The sequence below is a fragment of the Roseofilum sp. KMC-1 genome, from assembly GCF_057802075.1.
Genome location: NZ_CM173605.1, coordinates 285024 through 310456, shown reverse-complemented (window position 1 = coordinate 310456; position 25433 = coordinate 285024). Strand labels below are relative to the sequence as shown.

Sequence of the window (25433 nt, the reverse complement as noted above, 5' to 3'; positions counted from 1 at the left end):
AAACTTGATTTTTCTCGTCTCATGTCCAGCATGAGAAACACCCTTTACCCTCTCAACTCTAAAACAAGACTTTATGTTTAGACTTCCTGAAGGCATTCCCAATTTACCCGATCTTACCCATGCCGACGAATTAATGCAGTTTGGCAGTTACATTTTTAATACTTTTCTGGTTTTGATGCTGGTGGTAGCAGGATTTGGCTTAGTGTTAGCCGCTTTGGGTTTTGCGCTGCGAAGTGATCGAAACCCTTCGGCTTGGACGCATAAATGGTTACAGCGCTACGATGTACTGTTGGATATTTTACAACATGGGGCGATCCTTTTGATCGCGATCGCCATTGGCTTTTTCTTTTGTACCACCTTAGCAAACCGTTATCATCATTGGGAACAAGCCAAAGTAGTTGAATCTGCCCAAATGCTAACTGGAGAACGACTCGAACAAGCTGCTCCCCAAGTGCGCTACACCATCCCCGAAACCTATCGCGTTAATCAATATGTAGATGGTAAGTATGTTGAGGTGGAACAAGTCCAAGAGGTAAACCGCTACTTGAGTTTAGAAGCTTCTCAGATTGATGTATTGCTCAATCAGGTGATGGATGTGCAAACCAATTTACCCGTGTATCAGGTTTCCTTTGATGCTCAGTATCAAGTCAGTAATCTCCTCGGAGAGAAAGAGGATTTTTTCTTTGAAATTCAACCTCCCTATGGGTATACCATCCTCCAAAATTTTCGCGTCGAGCGGGATGGACAACGGTTAGAACCCATTAATCCTGGAGATTACGGTTTTCCCTTGAGCTTAGAGTCTAAAGAAACTGCCCAATTTCGGGTCACCTATCAAGTACAAGGGTCTCCGCGATGGGTCTATAATGCTAATGGGCAATTGTTATCTAATTTTCAGTTAACGGCGATCGCCAACTTCCCTAAAGCCGATTTTGCCAGTGGCATTGTTCCCACTCAAACCCTAGAAGAAGGACAAGGAAAGCGCTTTATCTGGGTATTTGAAGATAACGTTTCTGTCCGCAATCCCTTCGGTGTATTTACCACCACTAATCCCGTAGGCAGAACCGGAGTCTTGCCCCGTCTACTGTTGCTCAGTCCGGGCTTACTCCTATGGTGGCTAGGTTTACTGTATTTATCCTTACCGATGCAACTGCGTGATGTGGCGATCGCCTGTGGTGTCTTTTTTGCCTGCATTTTCGCCCTCACCTACGCCAGTCGCATCATCCACCCAGAACTATCCTGGATACTCCTCTCCTGCATATTACTGCCCCTAGCCTGGGGATTAGGAGATAACCGTCGGGAATCTTCTGCTGCACTCATTGCCACCATTTCCGGAGCCATTTTACCCGTTTTAGGCTTACTCGTTCCCTACAGTGGGTTAACCTTAAGTTTAGCCGCCCTGCTATCTGTCACTTGGTTAGCCGTTCATCACTGGTATGGGTGGTATCGCATTCCGCCCAGAAGTTAGGAGATGGGGGGATGGGGAGATGGGGAGATGGGAAAAGAATTAGAATCAAGTAACCTTTAGTTTTCTAACTGAACTATTTATGTTTTCTCAAATCGCTTTAGTCTCGATTATTACTCTTTTCTCCCTTGAGTCCTTGCCAATCGTCCCGTCTGGAACTCAATTCATCTCCTTAAATCCCTTGCATCGGCTTGATTCATCTCACACGAAAGAGGCTGAAGATCGAGCAGAAATCCAAGCCTTGCTCGACGAAAACTTAAACGCTCTCAATGCCGAAAATGTCGAGAGATATATGAACACCATGCACCCGGATTCTCCCCAATTTGAAATCACAGAAAAAACCGTAGTCTATTCCATTGAACTTTTTGATTTAAAATATGAAATTAACGATTGGGAAATTCTTGAGATGGATGACGATACGGCTAAAATCCGTGCCAGTCAAACTACTACCAAAGTAGCTGGTGAAGGTCTATTTAGAGATAACTCTATAGTCGCAATCCATACCTTAAAAAAATATAAAGGTGAATGGAAATTTTGGACATCTGAGATTCAAACGGTAGAATTTCTGAATTAAGCCATGTCCTAGATCGAGGCAAATGTACACCTAACCATGACCTGTTCATCCCATGAGTAACCAAACATCAGCAACAATCCAAACCGTTAAAGTTACCCTCCTCTTAGCTGGAGGCCATCAGTATACCCTTTCTCTGCCGTCCAATTCTCCCATTCTGGTAGCCGTGATGAAAGTCTTAGCTTCTCAGACGGGAAATAATGGAAGCTCTGGCTCCCAATTATTTCAAATTCCCTTAAATGACGATCGCCAGGCACTCTGTTTTCCCAGCCACCAACTGATCGGGGTACTCACGGAGCCGCCCTTATATGTGCAGCAAAAAGCACAGCAAATGGCCAGCCCTGCACCCCAACCTCCAGCTCCCGTATCCAACACCATCACCTCCCGCTTCGTCCATTTAGATCACTTCCTCAGTGACGAAGAATGCGATCGCCTGCTCAAATACGTGAAAAAACGTCAAAAAGACTTCACTAGCACCACCACATCCACAGGAGAAGTAGACTATCGCTATTCCACCGTTCTCTATCACTTTCCAGAATTCTCCGAGATGATTACTGAACGGGTAAAAGGGATGATGCCAGAAATTTTACCCCAACTGGATCGTCCCCTATTTGAACCCCAGGATGTGGAAGCCCAATTAACCGCCCATAATGACGGTCATTATTTTAAGCTTCATAATGATAATGGCTCTCCCGACACCGCCACCAGAGAGCTAACCTATGTTTACTATTTCCATAATCAACCTAAAAACTTTAGTGGGGGAGAACTGCTTCTTTACGACAGTACAATCAAAAATGGCTATTATGCCAAAGCCGATACCTATCAAACGGTTGAACCCCGACACAATAGTATCGTCTTTTTCCTGAGTCGATATTTACATGAAGTGCTACCGGTGCGTTGTCCCTCAAAGAAATTTACCGATAGTCGATTTACCATTAACGGTTGGGTGAGGCGATCGTAATCTCCCTCCGTTTCGGTTATTGAAAAAATAATTATTTTTCCTTAAAACCTATGATTCTGGCAATAGAAACCCTAAAAAAAAGATGCAATTTAAGGATAGATGACGGTCAATCAAGATGGGTCTATTTTCTGCTCATCAATACCCTTGTGCCGTTCTCTATCATATTTCCCTCACCAGGATTGGCTCAATCAATTATTCCGGCTCAGGATGGGGTAGGAACTCTTGTTACTCCAGGCAATCATCAACAGTTTAATATTCAAGGTGGAACCCAGTCAGGGCAAAATCTCTTCCATAGTTTCCAACAATTTGGACTAACTCAGGGTCAAATTGCTAACTTTATGGCTCAACCGCATATCCAAAATATTTTGGGTCGTGTGGTTGGGGGCGATGCTTCCTTTGTTAACGGATTAATTCAACTGAGCAATAGTAGCGCTAATCTCTATTTAATTAATCCTGCGGGCATTCTCTTTGGGCCCAATGCCAGCTTAAATGTGCCAGCAGACTTTTATGCGACTACAGCCACTGGAATTGGATTGGGACTGGATGGATGGTTTAATGTGGTGGGTTCTAATGATTGGAGTACCTTAACCGGAGTCCCCACAGAATTTAAGTTTGACGGAGCTAATCCTGGAAGTATTGTTAATCTGGGAAATTTACAAGTTAATGAACAACAAACCCTGGGTTTAATTGCTGGCAATACCCTTAATTTAGGAACCCTATCTGCACCAGGGGGAACGATTACCATTGCTGCGGTTCCGGGGGAAAATTTAGTTCGGATTTCTCAAGAAGGCCATTTACTGAGTTTAGATCTGCCTGTGAACTCGGAAAATGAGAATCCTCAAAGCATTACTCCGGTAACGCTTCCTCAACTGTTGATGGGTAGTGGACTCAATCATGCTGAACATCTAACCGTTAATTCTCAGGGACAGGTGGTGTTAACGGGATCGGGAATTTCTTTGCCGGAGAGATCGGGAGTGGCGATCGCCTCTGGAACCCTCGATACTTCTAGTATAACCGGCGGCAAGATCGCGATTTTAGGCGATCGCATCGGCATCATCGATGCTCAGATCAACGCCTCCGGAACCCAAGGGGGCGGAACCCTCAACATCGGCGGTTCCTTCCAAGGAAAGGGCCCCCTTCCCAACAGTGAGTTTACCCTAGTGAATGAAAACAGCATCATCAATACCGATGCCCTCCTGAATGGAGATGGGGGAAACATCGTCATCTGGAGCAATGACACCACCCAATTTTTAGGTCAAATTAGCGCTAGAGGGGGGCAAAACTCTGGAAACGGTGGATTTGTGGAAATTTCTGGTTTACAGTTCCTAGACTACCAAGGAACGGTAAACACCACCGCTCCCCAAGGCAATACCGGAACCCTACTCCTCGATCCCACCAATATAGAAGTCGTTTCTGGAGGGGGAGACACCAGCAACCTGGGGGACGTAGACGAATTGAGCGATCCCAACCTCAATACCTTAGAAAGCATTACTCGCCTTAACGTCAGTGCCATTAATGATGCAAGAAGCAACGTTATCCTCCAAGCAAGAGACAGGATTACGTTTAGCGCTCCTGTGAATATCACCCTCGATTCCGTGGGACTCTCTGCTCAAGCGGGATTTCAGATTAATGTTGATGCCACGATCACGACTAATAAGGGCAATTTTACCCTCAATGCTCCCACTATCAATATCAATGCTTCCCTGAGTACAGGAGGAGGCTTGGTTTCACTGCAAGATAGCACTAGCACTGCATCAGGCAACTCTGAGATTACCATCAATCAGAGCATTAATACGAGTGGTGGGGCTATTTTACTTGGTGGCGCAACCCCCGAAGATACTCCTAATATCATTGCTAATGCTTTGCTCAATACTGGCGGAGGAGATGTGGTGGCGATTGCCGATCAAATGACCGCGAGAGGGATCATCACCAGTGGGGGAGACATTAGGGTAAGCGCTGATAGCATAAGTGCCACTGGAGACATGGCTACCAATGGAGGAGACGTTAATATCAGTGTTGATAACGCGATCGCCCTACCAAGTATTAACACTTCTAATCTCACCAGTGATGGGGGAGACGTTCAGCTACGCTCTATATTCGGCAGCATCACCACAGAAACTCTCAACACTAGCAGTAGCTCTAGTTTAGGTGGTAATGCTTCGCTAGATGCTCTTAATGATATAGAAGTCACCTGGATTAATACTGAAGGGAGAACCTTCGGCGGAAATGTTAACCTCACGACTGAGGGTTTTGTCCGTATTAGGGGAACCTTCACTGCAAGCAATGGTGAAACGGCCAGTATTTCCACCGTTGGAGATACGGGTGGCGGAACCATTACCATTACCCATGGTGGCAACGGTACAATCCCTTTTGTTGTTGGCAATGCCACCAGCAATGGTACAGCAGGGGTAATTACCAGAGGCACAGATACAGAATCAACGATCGGTATTACCAACGAGTATTTACAAAGCTATACGCAGGATAGCGATCGAATTCAAATTCTCACGACTGCAACGCCAACCCCAACGCCAACGCCAACCCCAACCCCAACCCCAACCCCAACACCAACACCAACCCCAATCCCAACCGAACCCCCTCCAGGCGATCCTACAGCTCCACCGAGTGGGACTGAGCCTCCTACCAATGGAGGGACTCAACCTCCTACTAATGGGGGGACTGAGCCTCCTCAAGATGGGGGGACTGAGCCTCCTCAAGATGGGGGGACTCAACCTCCTCAAGATGGGGGGACTCAACCTCCTCAAGATGGGGGGACTGAGCCTCCTACTAATGGGGGGACTCAACCTCCTCAAGATGGGGGGACTCAACCTCCTCAAGATGGAGGGATTCAGCCTCCAGCCGATGGAGGAACTCAGCCTCCAGCCGATGGAGGAACTCAGCCTCCAGCCGATGGAGGGACTCAGCCTCCTACTAATGGAGGGACTCAACCGCTCCCAACGGGAGATTTTGAGCAGTTTAATCCGACTAGAGAAGGTTTAGAGAATCCGACTTCCTTTAATCAGCCGTTGGCAGATTTTAGCCCAGAAAGTCCAGGGGGCGAGTTGCGCCCACTGAGTCCAGAAAGTCCAGGGGGCGAGTTGGGAGACTTCGGGGGAGAAAGTCCAGGGGGCGAATTACGCCCACCGAGTCCCGATGGCTCAGTGGGGCCAGAGGGCGATCGTCCTCCCGCACCAGAGAGGCCACCTCAAGGGGCCGAACCCTCAGAAGAGCAACCCGGCCCCAGACAACCGGGTGACCCCGGTCAAGACGCACCAGAAGCGGGGGAACCTGGCCCCAATAATCCGGATAGAATAGCACAATCGCAAAGGTTAGAAATTGCCCGCAACAGTATTGATAATCAACTGGATGCTGGGAATTTAAATGAAGCCACCTTATCTATTGATGGCTTATTCAGTGATGAATTATCGCTCTATACCGGGGAAGAATATGAAGTCGATGATAATGTGCAATCTGTAGAAAAATTCCAAGAGCGTTTAGCCGAAATTGAAAGACTGACGGGTAAAACCACAGTCATCACCTATGTATTAGCTCGCCCGAATCAATTGGATTTAATTTTGGTCACTCCCAGAGGTCAATCGATTTATAAAAGTGTTCCCAATGTTCAACGCTCTGAAGTCCTGGAAACGATCGAAAACTTTAGAAGCGAATTGACGAATCCCCGTAAACAAACTACCACCAGTTATTTGCCCTATAGCCAACAACTCTATCAATGGTTTATTGCTCCCATAGAAGAGCAATTAGAAGAGGTGGGAGCTGATGTTTTAGTCTTCAGCATGGATGCGGGCTTAAGATCGGTTCCTGTGGCTGCTTTACATGATGGAAAGCAATTCCTAATTGAAAAATACAATGTGGGCTTAATTCCTTCCGTGCTGCTCACCGATACCCGATATCAGTCCTTAAGCAATGCCCAAGTCTTAGCCTTTGGAGCCTCTGAGTTTAGCGAACAAGCGCCTTTACCTGCGGTTCCTGTAGAGATTGATACTATTACTAAGAATTTATGGATAGGAAAATCGTTCTTGAATCATGACTTTACCCTCAATAACTTGATGTCGCAACGGCAGTTTTCTCCCTCGGCGATCGTTCATTTAGCCACCCATGCTGAATTCAATCCTGGATCGCCCAAAAATTCCTATATTCAACTCTGGAATGAGCAACTGACTCTGGATAAATTAAGAACATTAGGATGGGATAATCCCCAAGTGGAACTGTTAGTTTTGAGTGCCTGTCGTACCGCAGTCGGCGATCCCTCCGCCGAGTTGGGATTTGCTGGATTAGCCGTACAAGCCGGTGTAAAAACGGCTTTAGCGAGTTTGTGGTATGTCTCCGATGAAGGCACATTAGCCCTCATGACTCAGTTCTATGATTACTTAAGAAATGCCCAACTCAAATCCGATGCTTTGCGGGAAGCGCAGCTTGCCATGCTTAGGGGAGAAGTGCGAATTGAAGGAGGACAATTACGGGCAAGTCGGGGTGGAAATGTTGTTCTTCCTGCCGTATTGGCGAATGTACCTGAGCGGTCTTTAGCTCATCCTTATTATTGGTCGGGGTTTACGATGATTGGCTCACCGTGGTAAGCGGAGGTGGTGGGTAGGGCGATCGCTAACTGCCCTACTCATTATACAATAACCAATTAGCGTATTACTTTTATCTAACTGCCCCGTGACACGCCAACCCCACGACCAATTTGCCAAGCAATACCTCAAAGAACTCCTTGAACCCCTAGGAACTGTGGAAATTAGCCAAGAAATCCCAGGGGAAACCCTCTCTATCGATCTCATTTTCGAGCCATCACCTGAACCACTAAACAACCCTCCAGCACTGGGTTTACTCGCTCAATTAGCTTCTCGGCCTTGCTTACTAGAACCCTATCGGAACTGTCCAAATAACTCAGAAATCCGCAACTGTCTTCTCAAACTTTTTTATGTTCATGCCCAGCTACAACGTCAAGCTAAACGGGAAAATCGCACACTGGATGAACAGCAATTGGCTCGATTATGGATTTTAACGCCGACGGCATCTAAGAGACTATTAAAAGAATTGGGTGCTGAAGCTGATGGAGAGTATGACTATACAGGAGTGTATCGACTAGCACAGATTAACCAAACGGGGATTATTGCCATCAACCAACTGCCAGAAATTTCAGAAACCCTATGGTTGAGGATGTTGGGGAAAGGGGGAACGCAGAAAAGAGCAATTCAGGAAGTGCTATAGCGCTTCGCCCTCGTCTAGTTACAAGTTAGAATAGAGAATGTACAACTTTCGAGCAGGTCTACTCGCGATGGCAAGTGCTTATAGTCAAAAAATCCGAATACGGGCCTTGGAGCTGATAGGAAATGGTGTACCAATCAGCCAAGTGAGTCGGGCACTGAAAATTAGCCGCCCAACCCTTTATAGATGGAAAGAAACCAAAGAAAAAACCGGTTCGACAGTTCCTAAAAAAGGCAGACCTCCAGCTCAACCTTGTGGGATTAAAGACTGGGAAAAGTTCAAAGAATTTGTCGATGCTAACCCTGACAAAACTCAAAAAGAATTAGCCAAATTATGGGGTGATGTCAGTCATCATACAATTAGTAGAGGGTTAAAAAAAATGGGTTACACTCGTAAAAAAAAAACTTATGGTTATCAGGAAAGATGTGAGGAGGAACGGTCTGAGTTTAGGCGTAAACTAGCTCAATATAGATCAAAACAGGTAATCTACATGGACGAAAGCGGGATAAATAATAATGAAAGCTATCCTTATGGATGGAGTCAAAAAGGGGAAAGATTATATAGTATGCGACCCGGAAAACGCCAAGATAGATTAAGTATTATCGGCGCTTTATGTGACGGAAAAATCTTGGCTCCGATGGTATATCAAGGATATTGCACAGCCAAGGTGATCGAGACTTGGTTGGAAAAATGTTTATTGCCAGAGGTGGAAAAAGGTCAGGTAATTATTATGGATAATGCTCCTTTCCATAACTCCCGTAAAATTAGAGAACTAATTGAAAAAGCGGGATGTGAATTGCTGTTTTTGCCTACCTACTCTCCTGACTTAAACCCAATTGAACATTGGTGGCAAAAAGTAAAGACAGCAATTAGAAAAGAGTTGCCTCTTCATGACTATAATATTCATAAAGCAGCAGACGCAGCATTCCAGTATTTGTAAATAGACCAGCGCGAAGCGCTATATTACAGCAATTCGGGGATTCTACTAACAGACTTGAATAGCTTGGTAATACACCATCATTCCCGCAGACAATCTGCATTGGGTTGTAAGGAGCGATGGGGAGTCACTTTTTCTGGCGTTGTGGTTAGAAAGATTTCTCCCTTTTCATTCATCACCCATCCGGTAGCGATGGGTAACCGAGGACGGGAGGGAGTGAGATTGCTTTCAACTGCGCTTAGGGGCTGCCCATTCTCCCTCGATGCAGGAACGGGTTGCATCATCTCCACCTCCGCAGAACCCGGATTCACCGGTTGATTGGGGGTTGGGGCTAAACCGCGTCCTTCAATGGTTAATTCCCGCTCCCCCGAACGTAACTGAGCCTCCGGGCGACAAATCGGCCGAATGCCTTCCGGTGTTTCAATTGCCTGGGGTAAATCCGCCGTATTCTGAGCCGGATCGATATCTGGCGTATTAATCTCTACCACACCGCTAAACTGGGGGCCCAATGCGGAAGTTGCCGTAATATCGCTATCTGAGGTTAACTGATTGCGAAACTCTGTTCCGTAAATCCCCTGAGCCGTAATCGTCACCCGACCGCCAAAATTCTGCTCGGCATTGGCGCTAATATCGCTATTTTCGAGAGCCGTTAATAAATCGGTGTTGATGGTAATATTACCCCCCGTAGATTCTCCGAAGGCATTCGTCACAATCTGGCTGCCCTCCCGCAAGCGGATATCCTCACCACTGAGAAAAATATTACCCTGAATACCCGAAGTCGTATTCGCCGTAATCTGTCCCCCATTTAAGCGCACTTGGGGCGCAGTAATCAGAATATCCCCTGCTCCCCCTAACGGTGCATTCGTCACAATATTACCGGCAGGGTCTCGGAGAATGCCATTCACATTAATTTCCGCCCCATGATTCACCGTCAACTGCTCCGTACCGATAATCAAATCTCCCGCATTTCCCGGCCCTTCCGTGCGTACCGTTAGCCGCGTGGGGCGACCATCAGCAGCCATGCCACTCAAATTCACCGATTCCGAAGCCGTAACCCGTAACGTTCCCCCTTGTCCCGGCCCCCGTGTCGCAGCCGTCACTTGTCCCCCATTGTCTAGGTTGAGCTGTCGAGTCAGGAGGGTGATATCTCCTGCGGGTTGCTCTCCCAGAGTGACCGCTACAATCGCACTGGGAGTTTGACCATCGGGACTGGTTCCCCTCACCTGGAGCTGTTCCCAAGCATTTATCCTCACTCGTCCCCCTACTCCTCCCCCAAAGGTTCCCGCCGAAATTTGTCCCCCATTCTCTAAGGTCAGGAACCGGGTATTAACCCGCACATCTCCTCCCCGTCCAGTTGCAGGAATGACGGGAACTAGCTCCCCATTGGGGCCGGGAATAAACCGGATAGCTGTACTAGGGTTTCCTTGGCTCTCTTCCAAGGGAATAAAATTGACCTGAGAAAAAATACCACTGGGATTATCTTGGGTTCCGCCAGAAATAAAAATACCGTCCGACGCACCAATGATTAAATTCCCTGCATTGCCGCTTCCTCTGGTGCTGGCGGAAATTTGCGCCCCACTGTCGATAGTAATCGCTCTTGCGCCAATCGTAATATCTCCAGCCGGTTGGTTGTCAATAAATGTTGCTGTAGAAATGAGCGCCCCTTCCTGTAGCCGCAATTGTCCCGTAGTGATGTTAATGCTTCCTCCTCTGCCAAATCCCAAGGTAGCAGCAAACACGCCACCGGGAAGTCCAAAGGGAGTAATTCCGGAGACATTTAAGGATTCTGGAGCGTTGAGGATAATATTTCCTCCTAATCCTGGACTTAAGCTAGAGGCGGAAATCTGCGCTCCATTGGTGATGTTAATCCGGGGTGCAGTGACGGTAATGTTACCCGCAGAACCTGGGGCGATGGTTTCGGTGAGAATGGCACTGGTGACAAAGCCTCTGGAGACTCCCCCGGTTACGGTTACAGAGTCTGTCGCGGTGACGCTAAGGTTGCCTCCGGGTTGGTTGCCTTCGGTGAGACTGAGAAAAACGGAGCCTTGAGCTAGGGTAATGTTGCGTCCGTAGGCTTGCAGGTTTCCTCCTCCCTCACCACTGGTATCGGCGGCTGAGATGCCAGAAAGGGTGATATTGCCCTGCTCAGTGAGGGAGAAGGGGGTAGCGGTGAGCTGATTTCCGTCCAGGTTGAGGTTAACGGCTCCATTTCCTCCGGCGATTAAGTCAATTCTGCCGTCTTCTGCGGTTAATGTACCACCAGCTAGGTTGAGTTCTCCACCAACTAGGGCTAGGGTTTGACCGGGTTGTACATGCAAGCCTTGAACTTCCCCGCGCGTAACAATTCCGTTCTGTGGGTTAACGCTGAGGTTATGGCCTTGGCCTTCGACGATGATGGGGGCGGGATTTGGGCTGAGATAGAGTTGGGTGGGGACGCTGACGGTGAGTAGGGGTGGGGTTTGGGAGGGGATGCTACTGAAGGATGTGCCGTCGGCGAAGTGGATACGGTTGGCGGTGGTGGCGAGGAAGGAGCCGCCGATGTTGAGGGAGGCGTTGGGGCCAAAAAGGATACCGTTGGGATTGATGAGGAATAAATTGGCGCTGCCGTTGGCGCGGATTAATCCATCGATGGTGGAGGGGTTTGCGCCGGTAATGCGGCTAAAAATGTTGGTGATGTTGGGGGCGTTGTTGAAGAAGGCTTGGGTATTTGTGGGGAGGGAGAATTGGTCGAAGCTGTGAAAGAGGTTGCTGCCTTGGGGCGTGCCGCCGTTAATGAGCCAAAGGTTGGTTTGGGGGGTGGTGACGGTGGTATTTTGGGGTAAGGTGCGATCGGGTACAATCTGGGCATGGGCTAGGGTGGGCAATAGGCCTAGGAGTAGGGGGAGACTGAGTAGGGTTTTCCAAGGTTGGGTCATGGGGATGAGTTGGGCGATCGCCAGTAAGATTGTATCGCATGTAAAACGTAAAATAGATCTAGACTCGGAGTTATCGTGCAATTGTTAGTTTTTGATGAAAGAGAGGAGGTAATTTTGCAATGGATGCAGTAGATCGATATTATTCCATTATTTATCCCCTTTTAAAAGAATACGCCGATCTACCCTATCGTTTTGGACAAGTAGAGCGGCGGTTGATTATTAGTGATGATAAAAGCCACTATTTATTCATGACTTGGGGATGGGAAAATGGTAGTCGGGTTCATGGTTGCATTGTTCATTTAGAGATTATTGGCGATAAAATTTGGATTCATGAGGATGGGTTGGAAGATGGTATTGCCGATGATTTGCTAAGACTGGGGATTCCAAAAGAGCAAATTGTGTTGGGATTTCATCCGTCAGAAGTGCGACCTTATACTGAGTTTGCAGTGGGTTGAAAGGCTGATAGGAGTGGACTGAATAGGAAGTAGCAAAATAATAGGAATGAGAGTAATGATGGTAATAATACCTTGACCAATATCTGCTGGCAATTAATATCCTCAATTTATGGAGAGCTACAGCGTCAAGCTAAACGAGAACAACGCACTCTGGATGAAGTCCAACTCCCTCAGTTATGGATTTTAACGCCTACCGTTTCTGAAAGAGTCCAAGAATACTTTGGCGCTCATCTCAAGTTAGAACGGTGGTATACGGGAATCTATCTTCTGGCTGATGGCATCAAAACCGGAATCATTGCCATTAACCAACTACCAGAAATCCCAGAAACCCTATGGTTGAGGATGTTGGGCAAAGGAGGAACCCAAAAAAGAGCCATTGAGGAAGTTTTGGCCTTGCCGCAAGACCATCCGCAACGACAGAATATCCTAGAGTTGGTTGAAATATGGCGGATTAATGTAGAAAGTAAAATAGATCTAGATCCAGAGGAAAGGGAGTTGATTATGGAATTATCACCAGCTTATATAAAATGGCGAGAAGATACCCTTCAAGAAGGGATTCGACAAGGACTTGAGCGGGGGCTTGAGCGGGGACTTGAGCGGGGACTTGAGCAAGGCGTTCAACAGGAACGACGCTTTATGGTTGAAGCCTTGTTACGGACTCGGTTTGGTGAGTTGGATGAGGCACTTTTGGGTATTATTAAGGCTTTACTGGAGTCCTCTCCCGATGAGTTTATGCCTTTGTGTTTGAATGCTTCTCGTGAAGAGTTGTTGGAGCGGTTTGGGGATTCGGGTGAGACTCAGGAAAGTTGAGGGAATGGCGATCGCCCAGTATTTGTTAAGATTTCAGAGTTGATGAAGTTTTAACTTTAACCCAATTATGACGGCACAAAAAACGCTTTGGGAAGAATACCTCAAACCGATTATCACGCTCTTCTTAGATAAGGATGCCTTGATTAAGCTGCGTCATGAAATCAATTGGGAAGCAGAAGGCGATCGCCTCTCGAACCCAAATCTCAGCTATCCCACTTACTACAGCAGTCAAAATTTTCACGGAATCAAAAATGGTTATTTAAGTATCGATGCGGCCATAACCTACGATGCTATTACTCAATATGTGGTTTTTCCTCAAGAAAAGTGGGTGAGAGAACAGCTCATTGATGCGGTGGGGGGTTATCCCAATCGCATCCTGGATCTTGGCTGTGGCACGGGATCGTCAACTTTGCTACTCAAACAAGAGTATCCCCAAGCTCAAGTGACTGGATTAGATCTCTCTCCCTATATGCTAGTGATGGCAGAACACAAAGCCAAAGAAGCCAACCTAGACATTCACTGGCAGCATGGACTGGCAGAAAAAACGCTGGCTCAAAGTGAGAGTTTTGACCTGGTAACGGCTACACTGCTGTTCCATGAAACCCCACCAGCCATTACGAAAGCCATTTTACAAGAAGCCTTCCGCCTGCTAACTCCAGGGGGGCAATGTATCATCTTAGACGGCTGCCAAAGTACCCTCAGACAAGCCACATGGATGACTAATATTTTTGAAGAACCCTATATAAAAGCCTTTGCGGCTGGGGATCTTCAGCAGTGGATGGAGCAAGCGGGTTTTGAAAAGGTGGGTGCAGAACCGATTGTCTGGCTCAATCAGGTGACAAAAGGGATGAAACCGTTACCCGATCGCCTGGAGAATTCGGTACAAGTGGATCATAATTTAAGCAATGTGTTGTCACCAGCATTTTAATCCCCGATGAGCCTTCAGGTTGTTCTGTTTGATTTTAATGGGGTGATCGTTAATGATGAACCCATACACCGGGAACTGATTAATGAGATCCTCATCTCCCAAAATCTGCCACCGAATCCGAGCGATTATAATGAATGCTGTTTAGGAAGGAGCGATCGCGCCTGCTTATTCGATTTATTACAACGTCGGGGCAGAGCTGTCAATGAGCGCTCCCTCGCTCCCCTCATCGCTCAGAAAGCGCAAGGATACCGACAAAAACTCGAAGCTCTCGACAAACTCCCCATTTTTCCCGGAGTCGAAGATCTGATCTATAAAGTACGGGTAGCTCGCTTGCGTTTAGGGTTAGTCACCGGAGCCTTGCGTTCAGAAGCGGAATGGATTCTCGAAAGAGCCAATCTGTTGCCCTATTTTGAGGTGATTGTGGCTGGAGATGAGGTGCAACAGAGCAAACCCCATCCCGAAGGCTATTTACTCGCCCTGGAGCGATTCAATCAACTCGATCCGGGTTTACACTTATCTAGCAAAAACTGCTTAGTGATTGAAGATACGCCAGTTGGAATCCTAGCGGCCAAAAATGCTGGGATGCAAGTCGTCGGAGTCGCCAATACCTACCCCTTCCATATGATCCAAAGGCAAGCCAATTGGACGGTAGATTATTTACATGAGCTAGAACTCGATCGCGTGCGAGCCGTTTTTGGTGACAGTCCCCATCTTCCCTTCACTAGGGCACAATGATAGAATAGGAGTTCTTCTGGGGAATTAGCTCAGTTGGTAGAGCGCTGCGATCGCACCGCAGAGGTCAGGGATTCGAGTTCCCTATTCTCCATACTCCTGACTCAGGAATCCAAAGGTTTACCCTCTTGCTACTGCTTTGGGTAACGGTATCATGGAACATATAGTCCAATCATTCCCGGTATCGTATCTGATGACGACCCCTATAGAACAACCCATTTATCAAGGTCAATTTGGTAGCTTTACCATTACCCCAGAAGATCGCCAAGGGGTGGTGATTTATCGCACCGGGTTAACAGTCGCCGCTCTATCCATGGCGATCGCCACTAGCCTCACCCTCTGGCCCGATCATAACCCAGACCTCCTATCCTGGCTTACCCCCCTCTATTTTCTCTTTTGTGGGGCATTAGGGGTTAGCCTGCTCACCATCCATATTTATATGGTCATCCTCCATCGCGCCTTACAATTCTTTCTGATTGTTGGTAGTATTTCAGGTCTCATCCTCACCTTCAACAGCTCCCAACCCCTGGCCCTTACGGTATATACTCAACCCTTAACCTTATTCGGTATTGGATTTACCTTTGCCGCTCTCACCGGAATTTACGTCAAAGAAGCCTTCTGTTTCAACCGTCTAGAAACCAAGTTTCTGACTCCCCTCGTTCCCCTGTTGCTGCTTGGTGTTCTCTTTGGCACTCTCCCCCTACCAGCCCAACAAATCATGTTAGCCGCCTGGAGTATCCTATTTCTGATTTTTGCGGGCCGAAAACTGATCCAACCCATTCCCCCAGATATTGGCGATAAGTCAGTTTTTGAATATCTGAAAAAGGGTCAGAGCAATGGATAATCAGGGGATCTATTTGCCCAAAATTGGGTAAGATGAGTGTCGGACACGAAGCGAGTCGGTCTGGTCAACCTACAGTCAGGGAAGATAATCTATGGTTCATCAACCTAAATCCATTCATCGCTCTACTGGAAAGCAGCAGTCAAACCGACTCAAGTTTATCCTGGAACCGATTCAAAACCATACCCTCTTGGTGTGGAGCGTTTTGGCGCTGTTGGTCATCGGTATCGGATATGAAGCCTTAAGTATTTTAATTAATCCTGGGGAAATTGAACCGGAAGAGGCGATCGTCGAGATTGAAGAAGGGGGAGAAACTCTAGAGGGTGCAGACGATAACTTTACCTTACCCTGGCTCTGGTTAGGGGCGATCGCCTTGGCATCGGGGGGAATCTTCCTGCTCTGGAAAACCCTACAAAATCCCACTGCCCATAAACGAGCAGCCCTCAACCGTCGCCAACGTCGCGGAGCCAGCCTATTATCTGAAAAACCCCAGCCCTTACGAGTCCCTCAGCGCCAACCCATCGCCCCCTTCAGTCTAGAAAACTTTAGCGCCTCAAGAGCCACCGTTGAAGCCCACAAAAAAATACCAGAAGTTACCCCGCAACCCCTGGTTCAGCCCCAAAAACCCTTTAGCTTTGACCTAAACCGTACCGCCAAACCAGTTCAAAACCCTTCCTTACAAGTCCCCAACTTTCCCAAACTTACCCCAGATATTCCCCAAGGATCGGTTCCGAAACCCGTTCGCAAGAAACCCCCCCAAGAGTATCAAGATCAAGAGATTCGCAAATCCTCTTAGGGAATCGGAGAGATGGCATGATTCAAGTCTGTTTACAGGAATTCCATCTTAATAGAAATTCCATAAACTTATGATTTTGATCCGTTACTTTTTCTTAAGGTGAATGACTATACAAGCCTCTAGAGAAAATGATAAACTCACAGCGAACCCTTTCTGAGTTTACACAGGGTTTGGGTAGACTCTAAAGCCTGAATAATTATCTTCAACCATTGACTATGAGCAAGGGCACGCTATTTGATAAAGTCTGGGAGAACCACAAGGTTCGCACACTTCCTTCTGGACAAACTCAACTGTTTATTGGACTTCATCTAATCCATGAAGTGACCAGTCCCCAAGCGTTTGCCATGCTGCGGGAGAGAAATTTACAGGTATTATTTCCCGATCGCACCGTCGCTACGGTCGATCATATTGTCCCTACAGAAAACCAGGCTCGACCCTTTGCGGATACTTTAGCCGAAGAGATGATGCAGGCCTTGGAACAGAGTGTCCAAGAACATGGGATTCGCTTCTATAATGTGGGATCGGGTAACCAGGGCATTGTCCATGTCATTGCCCCAGAACAGGGGATGACACAACCAGGAATGACGATCGCCTGTGGAGATAGCCACACCTCAACCCATGGAGCATTTGGGGCGATCGCCTTTGGGATTGGCACTAGCCAAGTGCGGGATGTTTTGGCCTCCCAAACCCTGGCTCTAGAGAAGCTCAAAGTGCGCCGGATCGAGGTCAATGGCAGCCTGCGTCCGGGGGTTTATGCCAAAGATGCGATCCTTCACATTATCCGCAAACTGGGCGTGAAAGGGGGCGTAGGCTATGCCTATGAGTATGCCGGAACAACCTTAGAACAGATGTCCATGGAAGAGCGGATGACGATCTGTAATATGTCTATTGAAGGGGGAGCCAGATGTGGCTATGTGAACCCAGATCAGATCACATTTGACTATCTAAAAGGACGGGAGTTTGCCCCCCAAGGGGAAAGTTGGGAGAAAGCGGTGCAATGGTGGGAAAGTATCCGCTCCGATGCCGATGCTGAATATGATGATGTGGTGGTTTTCAATGCCGAAGAGATTCCCCCCACAGTCACTTGGGGGATTACACCCGGTCAAGGAATAGGAGTAGATGAAGTGATTCCTACTCCAGAGAGTTTACCCGATGGCGATCGCCCCTTAGCCGAAGAAGCCTATCAATATATGAAACTCGAACCCGGAAAGGCAATCGCCGGAACCCCCATCGATGTCTGCTTCATCGGCAGTTGTACCAATGGCCGCCTCAGCGACCTGCGGGAAGCCGCTAAATTTGCCCAAGGTCATCAAGTCGCCCCCCATGTCAAAGCCTTTGTCGTTCCCGGTTCCGAAGTCGTAAAACAACAAGCCGAAGCGGAAGGCTTAGACAAAATTTTTACCGAAGCTGGGTTTGAATGGCGCAATGCCGGATGTTCCATGTGTTTAGCCATGAACCCGGATAAACTGCAAGGGGATCAAATGAGTGCTTCCTCCTCCAACCGTAACTTTAAAGGTCGTCAAGGGTCTTCCTCCGGCCGCACCTTACTGATGAGTCCCGCGATGGTGGTTGCTGCGGCCATCTCCGGCCAAGTCTCTGACGTGCGGAAACTGCTGTAAACAACGCCCCTAGGTTAGGGTGGTGTGGGCAGGACAATCAACAAGTTTACTGAAGATCTATCTACAAGTCTTGCCCTGCCGACCCTACACAGATTTCAAATTCTAGACCATAGGTTGAACTCAGATTACAGGTTTGGCGATCGGTAATATTGGTATCGCTTAATTCTAGGTTATAGAAATCGACACAATCATGGTCAATATAAGGGCCAGCGTGCCAGGTTCCGAGATGGAGTTTGACGAAGCAGTTGCCAGGAATATGAAAGGCACGGATCTGCTCTGGAGCGGGTTGGGATTTTTGACTGGGAGGGGCAACGGCTAAAAACCAATCTTTGCCTTCAAGCGCTCCTAGGCATTGAGTACAGTTTTGATGGCAGGTAATGGCGGTAAATTTGCGCCCATTTTGGTGTAAGCGCATGATATAAAATCGGGGTGTTCCGCGATCGAGGATCAGTTCGGCATCTTGGCAATTATAGGGTTTGTCATCGTCTGTAGCCCAGATAACTTGACCGTAGGGGGCGAAAGTTTCTGGGGCAATCCAGGGTGCGGGAAGGGGTTGCAGTTTGAGGGGTTGGGTCATAAAAGGAAATGGAGAATGGGGAATAGGTCGCATTGTCGCTGGACAATTTTCTGCCCCAGTCTAGGAAATCGTGACACAATACGGTATACAACTGTCAATTGTCCACTCTCCCCTGGTCTTTATGGCTGATTCAACCCGTCGTAAGTCTAAACCCATTGTCCTCACCTCCCATCCTCGCAGCAGTGGGACAAAACCGATCGCCATTGATTGGGGAAATGCCGATCCCATTGCTAGGGGGCCGGTAATTGCCACGTTAACTAATCCGGCTCACCGGAATGTGATCGGAACTCATTCAGGTTCCTATGCCATTTATCGGGCCCTAGCGGTAGCTCGTCGAGCGCTGAACCCGGAACATCGAGCCGATTTAACCAATACTGCCCCCGTGGCTGATATTGGCCCCCATCCCAGTTGGAGCGATCCCGATAAGATTGTTTCTCTAGACCCCTTTGGCGCTCGTGTGGGTGAAATTTATACCCAATTTTATGAACAGGGGGTTGATATTCGCCCGACGATCGCCATTACCCAAGCCCATATTAATATGCCTGAACTTCAGGAAGCTGTAAATCAGGGACGGTTGCAAGCTGATGGCAAGATTCTCAAGGAGGGGGGGGATTTAGTCGTAGTCAAAGCGGCGATCGAGCCGGTGTGGTATTTACCGGGAATTGCCAAACGTATTGGAGTCGAAGAAATGGATCTGCGTCAGGCCCTGTTTGAGCAGACAGGGGGCATGTTTCCAGAGTTGGTGACCCGCCCAGATTTGGTGTTATATTTACCCCCCATTGGCGGATCGACGGTGTATTTAATTGGCGATTTAAGGGCGATTTCAGATGGCGATCGCGCGATCGCCGTGCGCGTCCATGATGAGTGTAACGGTTCTGATGTTTTTGGCTCCGATATTTGCACCTGTCGCCCCTATCTCGCCCATGGCATCGAGGTCTGTATTCGCACTGCTCAGGAAGGAGGTCTAGGAGTCATTGTTTACTTCCGCAAGGAAGGTCGCGCCCTCGGTGAAGTTACGAAGTTTCTGGTCTATAATGCTCGCAAACGTCAAGAAGGAGGCGATTGCGCCAAAGCCTATTTTGAGCGCACCGAATGTGTCGCCGGAGTCCAAGATATGCGCTTTCAGGAATTTATGCCTGATGTCCTACACTGGCTAGGCTTAACCCGCATTGACCGGTTAGTATCCATGAGCAACATGAAATATGATGCCATTACCAACTCAGGAATTGAAGTCATCGAGCGCGTCCCCATTCCCCCTGAATTAATTCCCAAAGATGCCCAAGTGGAGATTACAGCCAAACGAGCAGCCGGATATTATGCACCGGAAGAAGTGCCGGATATAGAGATGCTAGAGCAAACACTAGGTCGGGGTTTGGAGGGATAGGTTGGGAATGGGGGAGATGGGGGATGGGGGGATGGCCAATTACCTATTACCCATTACCCATTACCCATTACCCATTACCCATTACCCATTACCCATTACCCATTACCCATTACCTACTCTTCGATTTTCACCGAAATAATCTTATCTCCCTTACGAATAGCATTCACCACATCCATATCTTGGGTTTGACCAAATGTGGTATGCACACCATCTAAATGGGGTTGAGGAGAATGGCAAATAAAAAACTGACTTCCTCCCGTATTTGGGCCCGCGTGAGCCATGGATAAGGTTCCAGCTAAATGCTTATTATCATTAATTTCGCACTTAATTTTGTAGCCAGGGCCGCCGGTTCCCGTTCCCAGAGGACAGCCCCCTTGAATCATAAAGTCATCAATGACCCGATGGAAAGTCAGTCCATCATAAAATCCTTTCTGGGATAATTCGACAAAGTTTTTCACCGTATTGGGAGCATCTTGATCGAACAATTCTAAGTTAATCGTCCCTTTTTCTGTTTCCATAATGGCGCGGGTCATGGCTTTTCCTTAAATAAAATTAGACAACCTTTTTAGCCTATCACAGATTGTGTTGTTCTATAGCGTGTCTCTATTATCTCTCTTCTGTCACTTTCCGAGAATTAAGATAGAATAATGTAGAAGCTCAATGGCTAAAAACGAGACACAGTAATGGATGTAGAGTTATAGAGAATTCGGAGAGTGACAGAAGAGGAATATTTAGGAGGCATCCCATAGTATTTAGCATCTCCGGTTAATACAATGCGCGTCAGTAAGTAATTTTCCCACTGACCGATAAATAAGTGAGAAATCCAAGATGTAGGACTTAAAAAGCAAGTAAGAGAATAATATTAATAACGGCAAGGATTAATGGAATTATCAACAAAAGCAGCATGATGATCCAATTGTTTACTAATTTATTCATCATGGTTTTATATCCCTAATTGATCAGGCTTTAATAAAGATTGGAAACGGCGGTGTATAGGCGAGTTCGATAAATTAATCTTACAGAACCTTGGTGATTGCAGAAATGCTGATGGAATACTGATAAGTCTGACACTAATTTTTCTAAGCCCTCTCCTCTAGATGGAGTAAAACCTTGACTTCGAGCTAAACCGACTAAACCCGCTAAATCTAGATATTGATCGAATATAAACTCATGTCGCTGAAGGTGGGTAAAATAAGGAAGCCATAATCCTTGCCAAAAGAGCTGATAGCGTATGCTCTTCAACTCTACTCTTGGTCGCCTTTGAGACTGTGGTTGCTGTTCTCGATCTTTGGATGCTGCAAAAATCAAGCGAGTGTATTCTTTAGAAACCCGATCGCCTTGATCCCAAAGACTCCATATTAATGCTAACCGCCCACCCGGTTTGAGGATACGGCGAAACTCTTGTAGACTTTTGTCAAAATCAAACCAATGGAATGCTTGAAATGAGGTAACTAAATCAACGGATGCTGTTTCTAGAGGAATTTTCTCAGCAGTTCCAGTTAGAAACTCTAGGTTTTTATGGGAAGTTGCTGCTAGTTTCATATCTTCATTAGGTTCGATCGCCATGACTCGAATACCTCGATCTGCCAACAGCCTTGCCCCTATTCCTGTTCCTGCTCCAATATCCGCAGCAATCATCTGAGTCGGAGCATCGAAACCTGACAAAATTGTGTCGATCGCTGCGGCAGGATGAATCGGGCGATACTTTTCGTAATCTTCACCCAGCTCGGAAAAATAAGTTAATGAGTTTGTTCCTAAATCTGAGGCGTTGGAGAAATTAAAACTCATATTGCTAACTACACTACAAGTTTCATTTTTAGACTATAAGTGATCTCAAGCAAATATGGGAGCGATTACGACTCCTACCATCACGATGGTCTTCTATTATTCTTAGCCTTGTTTAGTCTCAACGTACATCCCATAGCTTGAGTACCATCCCGATCTGCAATGGCGCGGTCTTCCTGTGCCTCGTCAGTCATTTCCACAAAAGCGAAACCACGAGGTTTACCTTTTGTGTCAGTAGATATTCGGATGCGCTTTATCTCGCCATATTCTTCAAAAAGGTTTTCCAAATCACTCTCTGTAATTTGACTCGACAAGTTACTCACATAAATCGTCATAGACTGCCTCCAGAATCATGAAAGTGTAGAGAATTAGATTGGGATTGACCACTCCCCGGCATCAACGTGCGGGAACCCTAATTAGGAAATCGAATTCACCATCCCAAAGTATGCCCTCCACCTCGTGGGACTGTCAATCGGGGAATCGGGCACAGATTTTGCGCCTCGGAAGATGCAGGCGATCGGTGCGCCTCTCCTGGCCTCCAGCAGGGCTGGATTGATGAACAAAAGGTGATGCTAGAAACCCTAACCAGCATGAAACGGGCAGGTGCTGATGTAATTTTGACCTATTTCGCTAAAGCAGTTGCCCTGGTGTTGCAAACTTAAGGGAGAGGAGGACTGGGCGATCGCCACTTCAATGGGTAATGGGTACATGGTAGATTAAAGCCATACTCTCTAACCATCAGGAGAAAAGATGAAACTTCGCAACGTACTCATTGGTGCTGGTGTCGCCGCCATCGGTGGGATTGGCACAAAAATGGCCGTTGATTACTTACGCAACCGGGGCCAAGAGGAACCCGCAGAAGGAGACCTCAATGATGATGCAGCAGCAGAGGCAGCAGAGAAAGCGGCTGCGGCTCAGATGGCTACATTTTCTGCACAAGAGGCAGTGATTAAATATGTCAGTGTCGAACCCAGTTCGGTACAAGGTTTTTTAGATGCTAGTTTTGGTTCTCCAGGACGCTATGTGCCCACCCGTCCTCCCAAACTGTTTGAATACCAAGACACCCAATATATGGTGATTTGGGCTTTTGATAATGAACAAGACAAAAATCAAATGTTGGCGTTTGTCTATACCGATGCTGGGCGGAAAATGATCGCCAGTGTGGGCTATACGGCTGACGCAACGGACTACAATATTACCCTTGAAAATACGCCTTTAGCGGTGGAAGTTAATGGGGAACAAATTACCTCTGGTCAAGGAGCCACCAGCGGTTCAGATGAAGTCGATCTAGTCTTGGCGGGTTCTTAAAGGTCTCTATTGAGGGGTTTGCATTTGGCCAAACCCCTTCCATAAAGAGATCCAAGGGGTTTAGGAGGTTTGGGAATGATTGGAGATCCAGATTAAGCCGCCATAGATGAGGGCTAAGTAGAGAACGGCGATCGCTAAAATTAAGGTAACCATGGTTTTGCCTCCCTGATGTGGTGAATTGGTGTTTTCCTATACTTTTATCATACCCAATTGAGTTGGTAAGATAAAGATCTAAACTAAGGATTTGTGGCATTTAAGAGGACAAACATCCCTCGAATACAGAGAATCAGCACCAAATTACTTAAGGCCAAAATACTAATTAAGCGTAAACTGCTGGCCATAAACTTTAGACCTTTCTCCAATTCTGCCTCGTAATGTTGGCCGATCTGTTGCCAAGCCAGGTCTAGTTCTCCTGTTTCTTCCCCTGTGCGAAGAAAGTCGATCGCCAGGGGAGGGAATAGGCCTTTGAGGGTATCACTCAAGGTTTGGCCTCGCCGCATTTGCCGGGTAATTCGGGCTAATTCTTGTTTGATGGCGAGATGGGGAGTCTGTTGCTGCACCCATTCTAAAGCCGTTAAGATCGGCATTCCGCAGCTTAAGGGTAGGCGCAATTGGGATAAATACCAGAGGGTATAGGCTTCAATAAAAGGGCGTACTAGGGGGAGATATCTACCGATTTTCAAGAGGGTGGGGGCGAAGTATCGAGGTAGGGAAAAAGCGAGTATCCAGAGTAAAATGGCGATCGCCGCACTCTGAAGCCAAAACAGGGGATGGAGTAAGGCGGCCATATTAGGATTCAAAATGCCTGCCACCAAGGTTAACAGACTCCACAGGGCTAGTAAGGTACTGGTACGGATAGATTGAGAATAGGTCTTCCATGTCCCTTGGGTTTGGGTCAGTTCGGCTAAAATCAGGCAAGTTTCTACTAGGGTTCCTTGGCTTTCGGCTAACCGAATAACAGATATGATCCAAGGGTCAAAGTAGGTTTGCGGTTTGCCCTCAGCCGCAGTACGAACGGTGAGAGCAGAAGCGAGATCCTGTCCGTTGCGTAAGGCGCGACTGGCCCCTTGAAGATAACATTGAAAATGGCGATCGCTCTCCCGTCCCGCTAAAGTCAACCCCTGTCTGAGACTAATACCAGACTGGAGCAGTTGGGCCAAATTCGTGAAGAATAACACTTTTTCTTGGGTCTTCAATGCCATACTCCTAAAGCATCAAGGTTGCCCAGAGGACTAACGGGAGGGTGACCAAAGACAGGGCTGTAGACAGCACCACGGTGCGAGCAGCCCAGGACGCATCCCCCCCAAATTGAGTCACTAACACCACCGTATTCACTGCCGTTGGCATTGCACTTTGCAAGATCAACACTTGCACATCCAGCACCTCTAGTCCTAAAGTTCGACCCACACTATACGCAATTGCTGGGGAGACTAGCAAACGAATGATTGCTGTAACCCCCTCATAGAGTCCTATTTTAAAGGCAGTGGTGCTTAATTGAATGCCCAGAACAATTAAAGCAATGGGAATCGCGGCACTTCCTAAGAGATCTAATCCATCATCAAGTCGTAACGGTAGCTCAATGGAGAAAACGCGCAACACCAACCCAGCAACCATTGCCCAAATCAGGGGTAATCTGATAATCAGACGCAGACTCTCTCCGAAACTTCCCCCTTGCAACAAAGCTGGGCCCGTAGAAAAAATAATTAAGGTAGACACAATCAGGCAAACAATCGCCCGATCTAAACCTCCTTCTCCTAACGCAAAGGTCGCAAACGGTAGGCCCATATTTCCCGTATTGGCAAACATCGAAGTGGCGATAAAACTTTTTTGTACTCCAGACTTGAGTTTCAGTAAGGTGCTAATTCCCAGGGATACCCCATAAATCAATACGCAAGCGATCAGATATCCTACAATCAAGCCCAGGATACTGTCAGTCGATAACTGGGTTTTATACAGACTGCTGGCAATTAAAGCCGGAGTTAAAATATAGACCGCCAATTGAGAAAGGGTTGAGCGCTCTAGAGTCAAGGTGCGACCGGCAATAATGCCAATGAAAATGATAAAAGTAACGGGGACTAAGGCAGATAAAATAACATTCATTACTCAAAGGGAAGATGGCATACAGG

General features: G+C 47.3%; 22 protein-coding genes, 1 tRNA gene and 1 pseudogene. 17 read left to right on the top strand and 7 right to left on the bottom strand.

Features of this window, described 5'->3' with window-relative positions; genetic code table 11:
* Window positions 1-73 precede the first annotated feature (73 nt).
* From AC3FZD_RS01485 to AC3FZD_RS01460, 6 genes are all read left to right on the top strand, one after another.
* Window positions 74-1465, top strand: coding sequence for a hypothetical protein (locus AC3FZD_RS01485; protein ID WP_488738429.1), 1392 nt, complete (start codon window positions 74-76; stop codon window positions 1463-1465).
* A 79-nt stretch (window positions 1466-1544) separates the two neighbouring features.
* Window positions 1545-2036, top strand: a complete 492-nt coding sequence (locus tag AC3FZD_RS01480; RefSeq protein ID WP_488738428.1) for a Cif family virulence factor — start codon at window positions 1545-1547, stop codon at window positions 2034-2036.
* A gap of 52 nt (window positions 2037-2088) precedes the next feature.
* A complete protein-coding gene (locus AC3FZD_RS01475; protein WP_488738427.1) occupies window positions 2089-2994 on the top strand; it encodes a 2OG-Fe(II) oxygenase in 906 nt (301 codons plus the stop codon).
* A 179-nt stretch (window positions 2995-3173) separates the two neighbouring features.
* The gene (locus AC3FZD_RS01470) at window positions 3174-7586 is read left to right on the top strand and encodes a CHAT domain-containing protein (RefSeq protein WP_488738426.1); all 4413 of its coding nucleotides are present in this window, start codon (window positions 3174-3176) and stop codon (window positions 7584-7586) included.
* An 85-nt stretch (window positions 7587-7671) separates the two neighbouring features.
* Entirely contained in the window at window positions 7672-8223 is a 552-nt protein-coding gene (locus AC3FZD_RS01465; RefSeq protein ID WP_488738425.1) for a hypothetical protein, read from the top strand.
* 67 nt (window positions 8224-8290) lie between these two features.
* A complete protein-coding gene (locus AC3FZD_RS01460) occupies window positions 8291-9160 on the top strand; it encodes an IS630 family transposase (protein WP_488736318.1) in 870 nt (289 codons plus the stop codon).
* A 77-nt stretch (window positions 9161-9237) separates the two neighbouring features.
* Here AC3FZD_RS01460 and AC3FZD_RS01455 read toward each other — a convergent pair whose 3' ends face one another.
* Entirely contained in the window at window positions 9238-12072 is a 2835-nt protein-coding gene (locus tag AC3FZD_RS01455; RefSeq protein WP_488738424.1) for a two-partner secretion domain-containing protein, read from the bottom strand.
* Between the two features lie 119 nt (window positions 12073-12191).
* On the opposite strand from AC3FZD_RS01455, the gene AC3FZD_RS01450 reads away from it, so the two are divergent.
* The 8 genes from AC3FZD_RS01450 (at window position 12192) to leuC (ending at window position 18253) form a co-directional block, all read left to right on the top strand.
* Window positions 12192-12527: a XisI protein gene (locus AC3FZD_RS01450; protein WP_488738423.1), complete on the top strand. Its 336-nt coding sequence runs from the start codon at window positions 12192-12194 to the stop codon at window positions 12525-12527.
* Between the two features lie 72 nt (window positions 12528-12599).
* Window positions 12600-13337 (top strand): hypothetical protein, encoded by a 738-nt coding sequence (locus AC3FZD_RS01445; RefSeq protein WP_488738422.1) that lies wholly within the window; start codon window positions 12600-12602, stop codon window positions 13335-13337.
* Between the two features lie 67 nt (window positions 13338-13404).
* Window positions 13405-14265 carry a class I SAM-dependent methyltransferase gene (locus AC3FZD_RS01440; protein ID WP_488738421.1) on the top strand — a complete coding sequence of 287 codons (861 nt, stop codon included), beginning with the start codon at window positions 13405-13407 and terminating at the stop codon, window positions 14263-14265.
* 6 nt (window positions 14266-14271) lie between these two features.
* Window positions 14272-15000: an HAD family hydrolase gene (locus tag AC3FZD_RS01435; protein WP_488738420.1), complete on the top strand. Its 729-nt coding sequence runs from the start codon at window positions 14272-14274 to the stop codon at window positions 14998-15000.
* A gap of 18 nt (window positions 15001-15018) precedes the next feature.
* Window positions 15019-15091, top strand: a tRNA-Ala gene (locus AC3FZD_RS01430).
* A gap of 99 nt (window positions 15092-15190) precedes the next feature.
* Window positions 15191-15841, top strand: coding sequence for a DUF2301 domain-containing membrane protein (locus AC3FZD_RS01425; protein WP_488738419.1), 651 nt, complete (start codon window positions 15191-15193; stop codon window positions 15839-15841).
* A 91-nt stretch (window positions 15842-15932) separates the two neighbouring features.
* On the top strand, window positions 15933-16634 hold the full coding sequence (locus tag AC3FZD_RS01420) for a hypothetical protein (protein WP_488738418.1): 702 nt from the start codon (window positions 15933-15935) through the stop codon (window positions 16632-16634).
* 215 nt (window positions 16635-16849) lie between these two features.
* A complete protein-coding gene (gene leuC / locus AC3FZD_RS01415) occupies window positions 16850-18253 on the top strand; it encodes a 3-isopropylmalate dehydratase large subunit (RefSeq protein ID WP_488738417.1) in 1404 nt (467 codons plus the stop codon).
* Between the two features lie 61 nt (window positions 18254-18314).
* On the opposite strand, the gene AC3FZD_RS01410 is transcribed toward leuC, so the two are convergent.
* Complete coding sequence (locus AC3FZD_RS01410) at window positions 18315-18830, bottom strand: ureidoglycolate lyase (RefSeq protein WP_488738416.1); 516 nt, start codon at window positions 18828-18830, stop codon at window positions 18315-18317.
* 121 nt (window positions 18831-18951) lie between these two features.
* Here AC3FZD_RS01410 and AC3FZD_RS01405 point away from each other — a divergent pair, with 121 nt between their 5' ends.
* A complete protein-coding gene (locus AC3FZD_RS01405) occupies window positions 18952-20214 on the top strand; it encodes a GTP cyclohydrolase II (protein ID WP_488738415.1) in 1263 nt (420 codons plus the stop codon).
* A gap of 113 nt (window positions 20215-20327) precedes the next feature.
* Here AC3FZD_RS01405 and AC3FZD_RS01400 read toward each other — a convergent pair whose 3' ends face one another.
* From AC3FZD_RS01400 to AC3FZD_RS01390, 3 genes are all read right to left on the bottom strand, one after another.
* Complete coding sequence (locus AC3FZD_RS01400; protein WP_488738414.1) at window positions 20328-20747, bottom strand: peptidylprolyl isomerase; 420 nt, start codon at window positions 20745-20747, stop codon at window positions 20328-20330.
* A 433-nt stretch (window positions 20748-21180) separates the two neighbouring features.
* On the bottom strand, window positions 21181-22002 hold the full coding sequence (locus AC3FZD_RS01395) for a class I SAM-dependent methyltransferase (RefSeq protein ID WP_488738413.1): 822 nt from the start codon (window positions 22000-22002) through the stop codon (window positions 21181-21183).
* 80 nt (window positions 22003-22082) lie between these two features.
* Entirely contained in the window at window positions 22083-22334 is a 252-nt protein-coding gene (locus AC3FZD_RS01390; RefSeq protein ID WP_488738412.1) for an RNA recognition motif domain-containing protein, read from the bottom strand.
* Window positions 22335-22538: 204 nt separating this feature from the next.
* Here AC3FZD_RS01390 and AC3FZD_RS01385 point away from each other — a divergent pair.
* A pseudogene (locus tag AC3FZD_RS01385) lies at window positions 22539-22661 on the top strand (porphobilinogen synthase); the annotation flags it as partial.
* Between the two features lie 88 nt (window positions 22662-22749).
* Window positions 22750-23307, top strand: coding sequence for a hypothetical protein (locus tag AC3FZD_RS01380; protein ID WP_488738411.1), 558 nt, complete (start codon window positions 22750-22752; stop codon window positions 23305-23307).
* A gap of 236 nt (window positions 23308-23543) precedes the next feature.
* Here the strand turns inward: AC3FZD_RS01380 and AC3FZD_RS01375 are convergent, their stop codons facing one another.
* Window positions 23544-24509: a type II secretion system F family protein gene (locus AC3FZD_RS01375; RefSeq protein ID WP_488738410.1), complete on the bottom strand. Its 966-nt coding sequence runs from the start codon at window positions 24507-24509 to the stop codon at window positions 23544-23546.
* Between the two features lie 4 nt (window positions 24510-24513).
* The gene (locus AC3FZD_RS01370) at window positions 24514-25407 is read right to left on the bottom strand and encodes an AEC family transporter (protein WP_488738409.1); all 894 of its coding nucleotides are present in this window, start codon (window positions 25405-25407) and stop codon (window positions 24514-24516) included.
* Window positions 25408-25433: the final 26 nt, after the last annotated feature.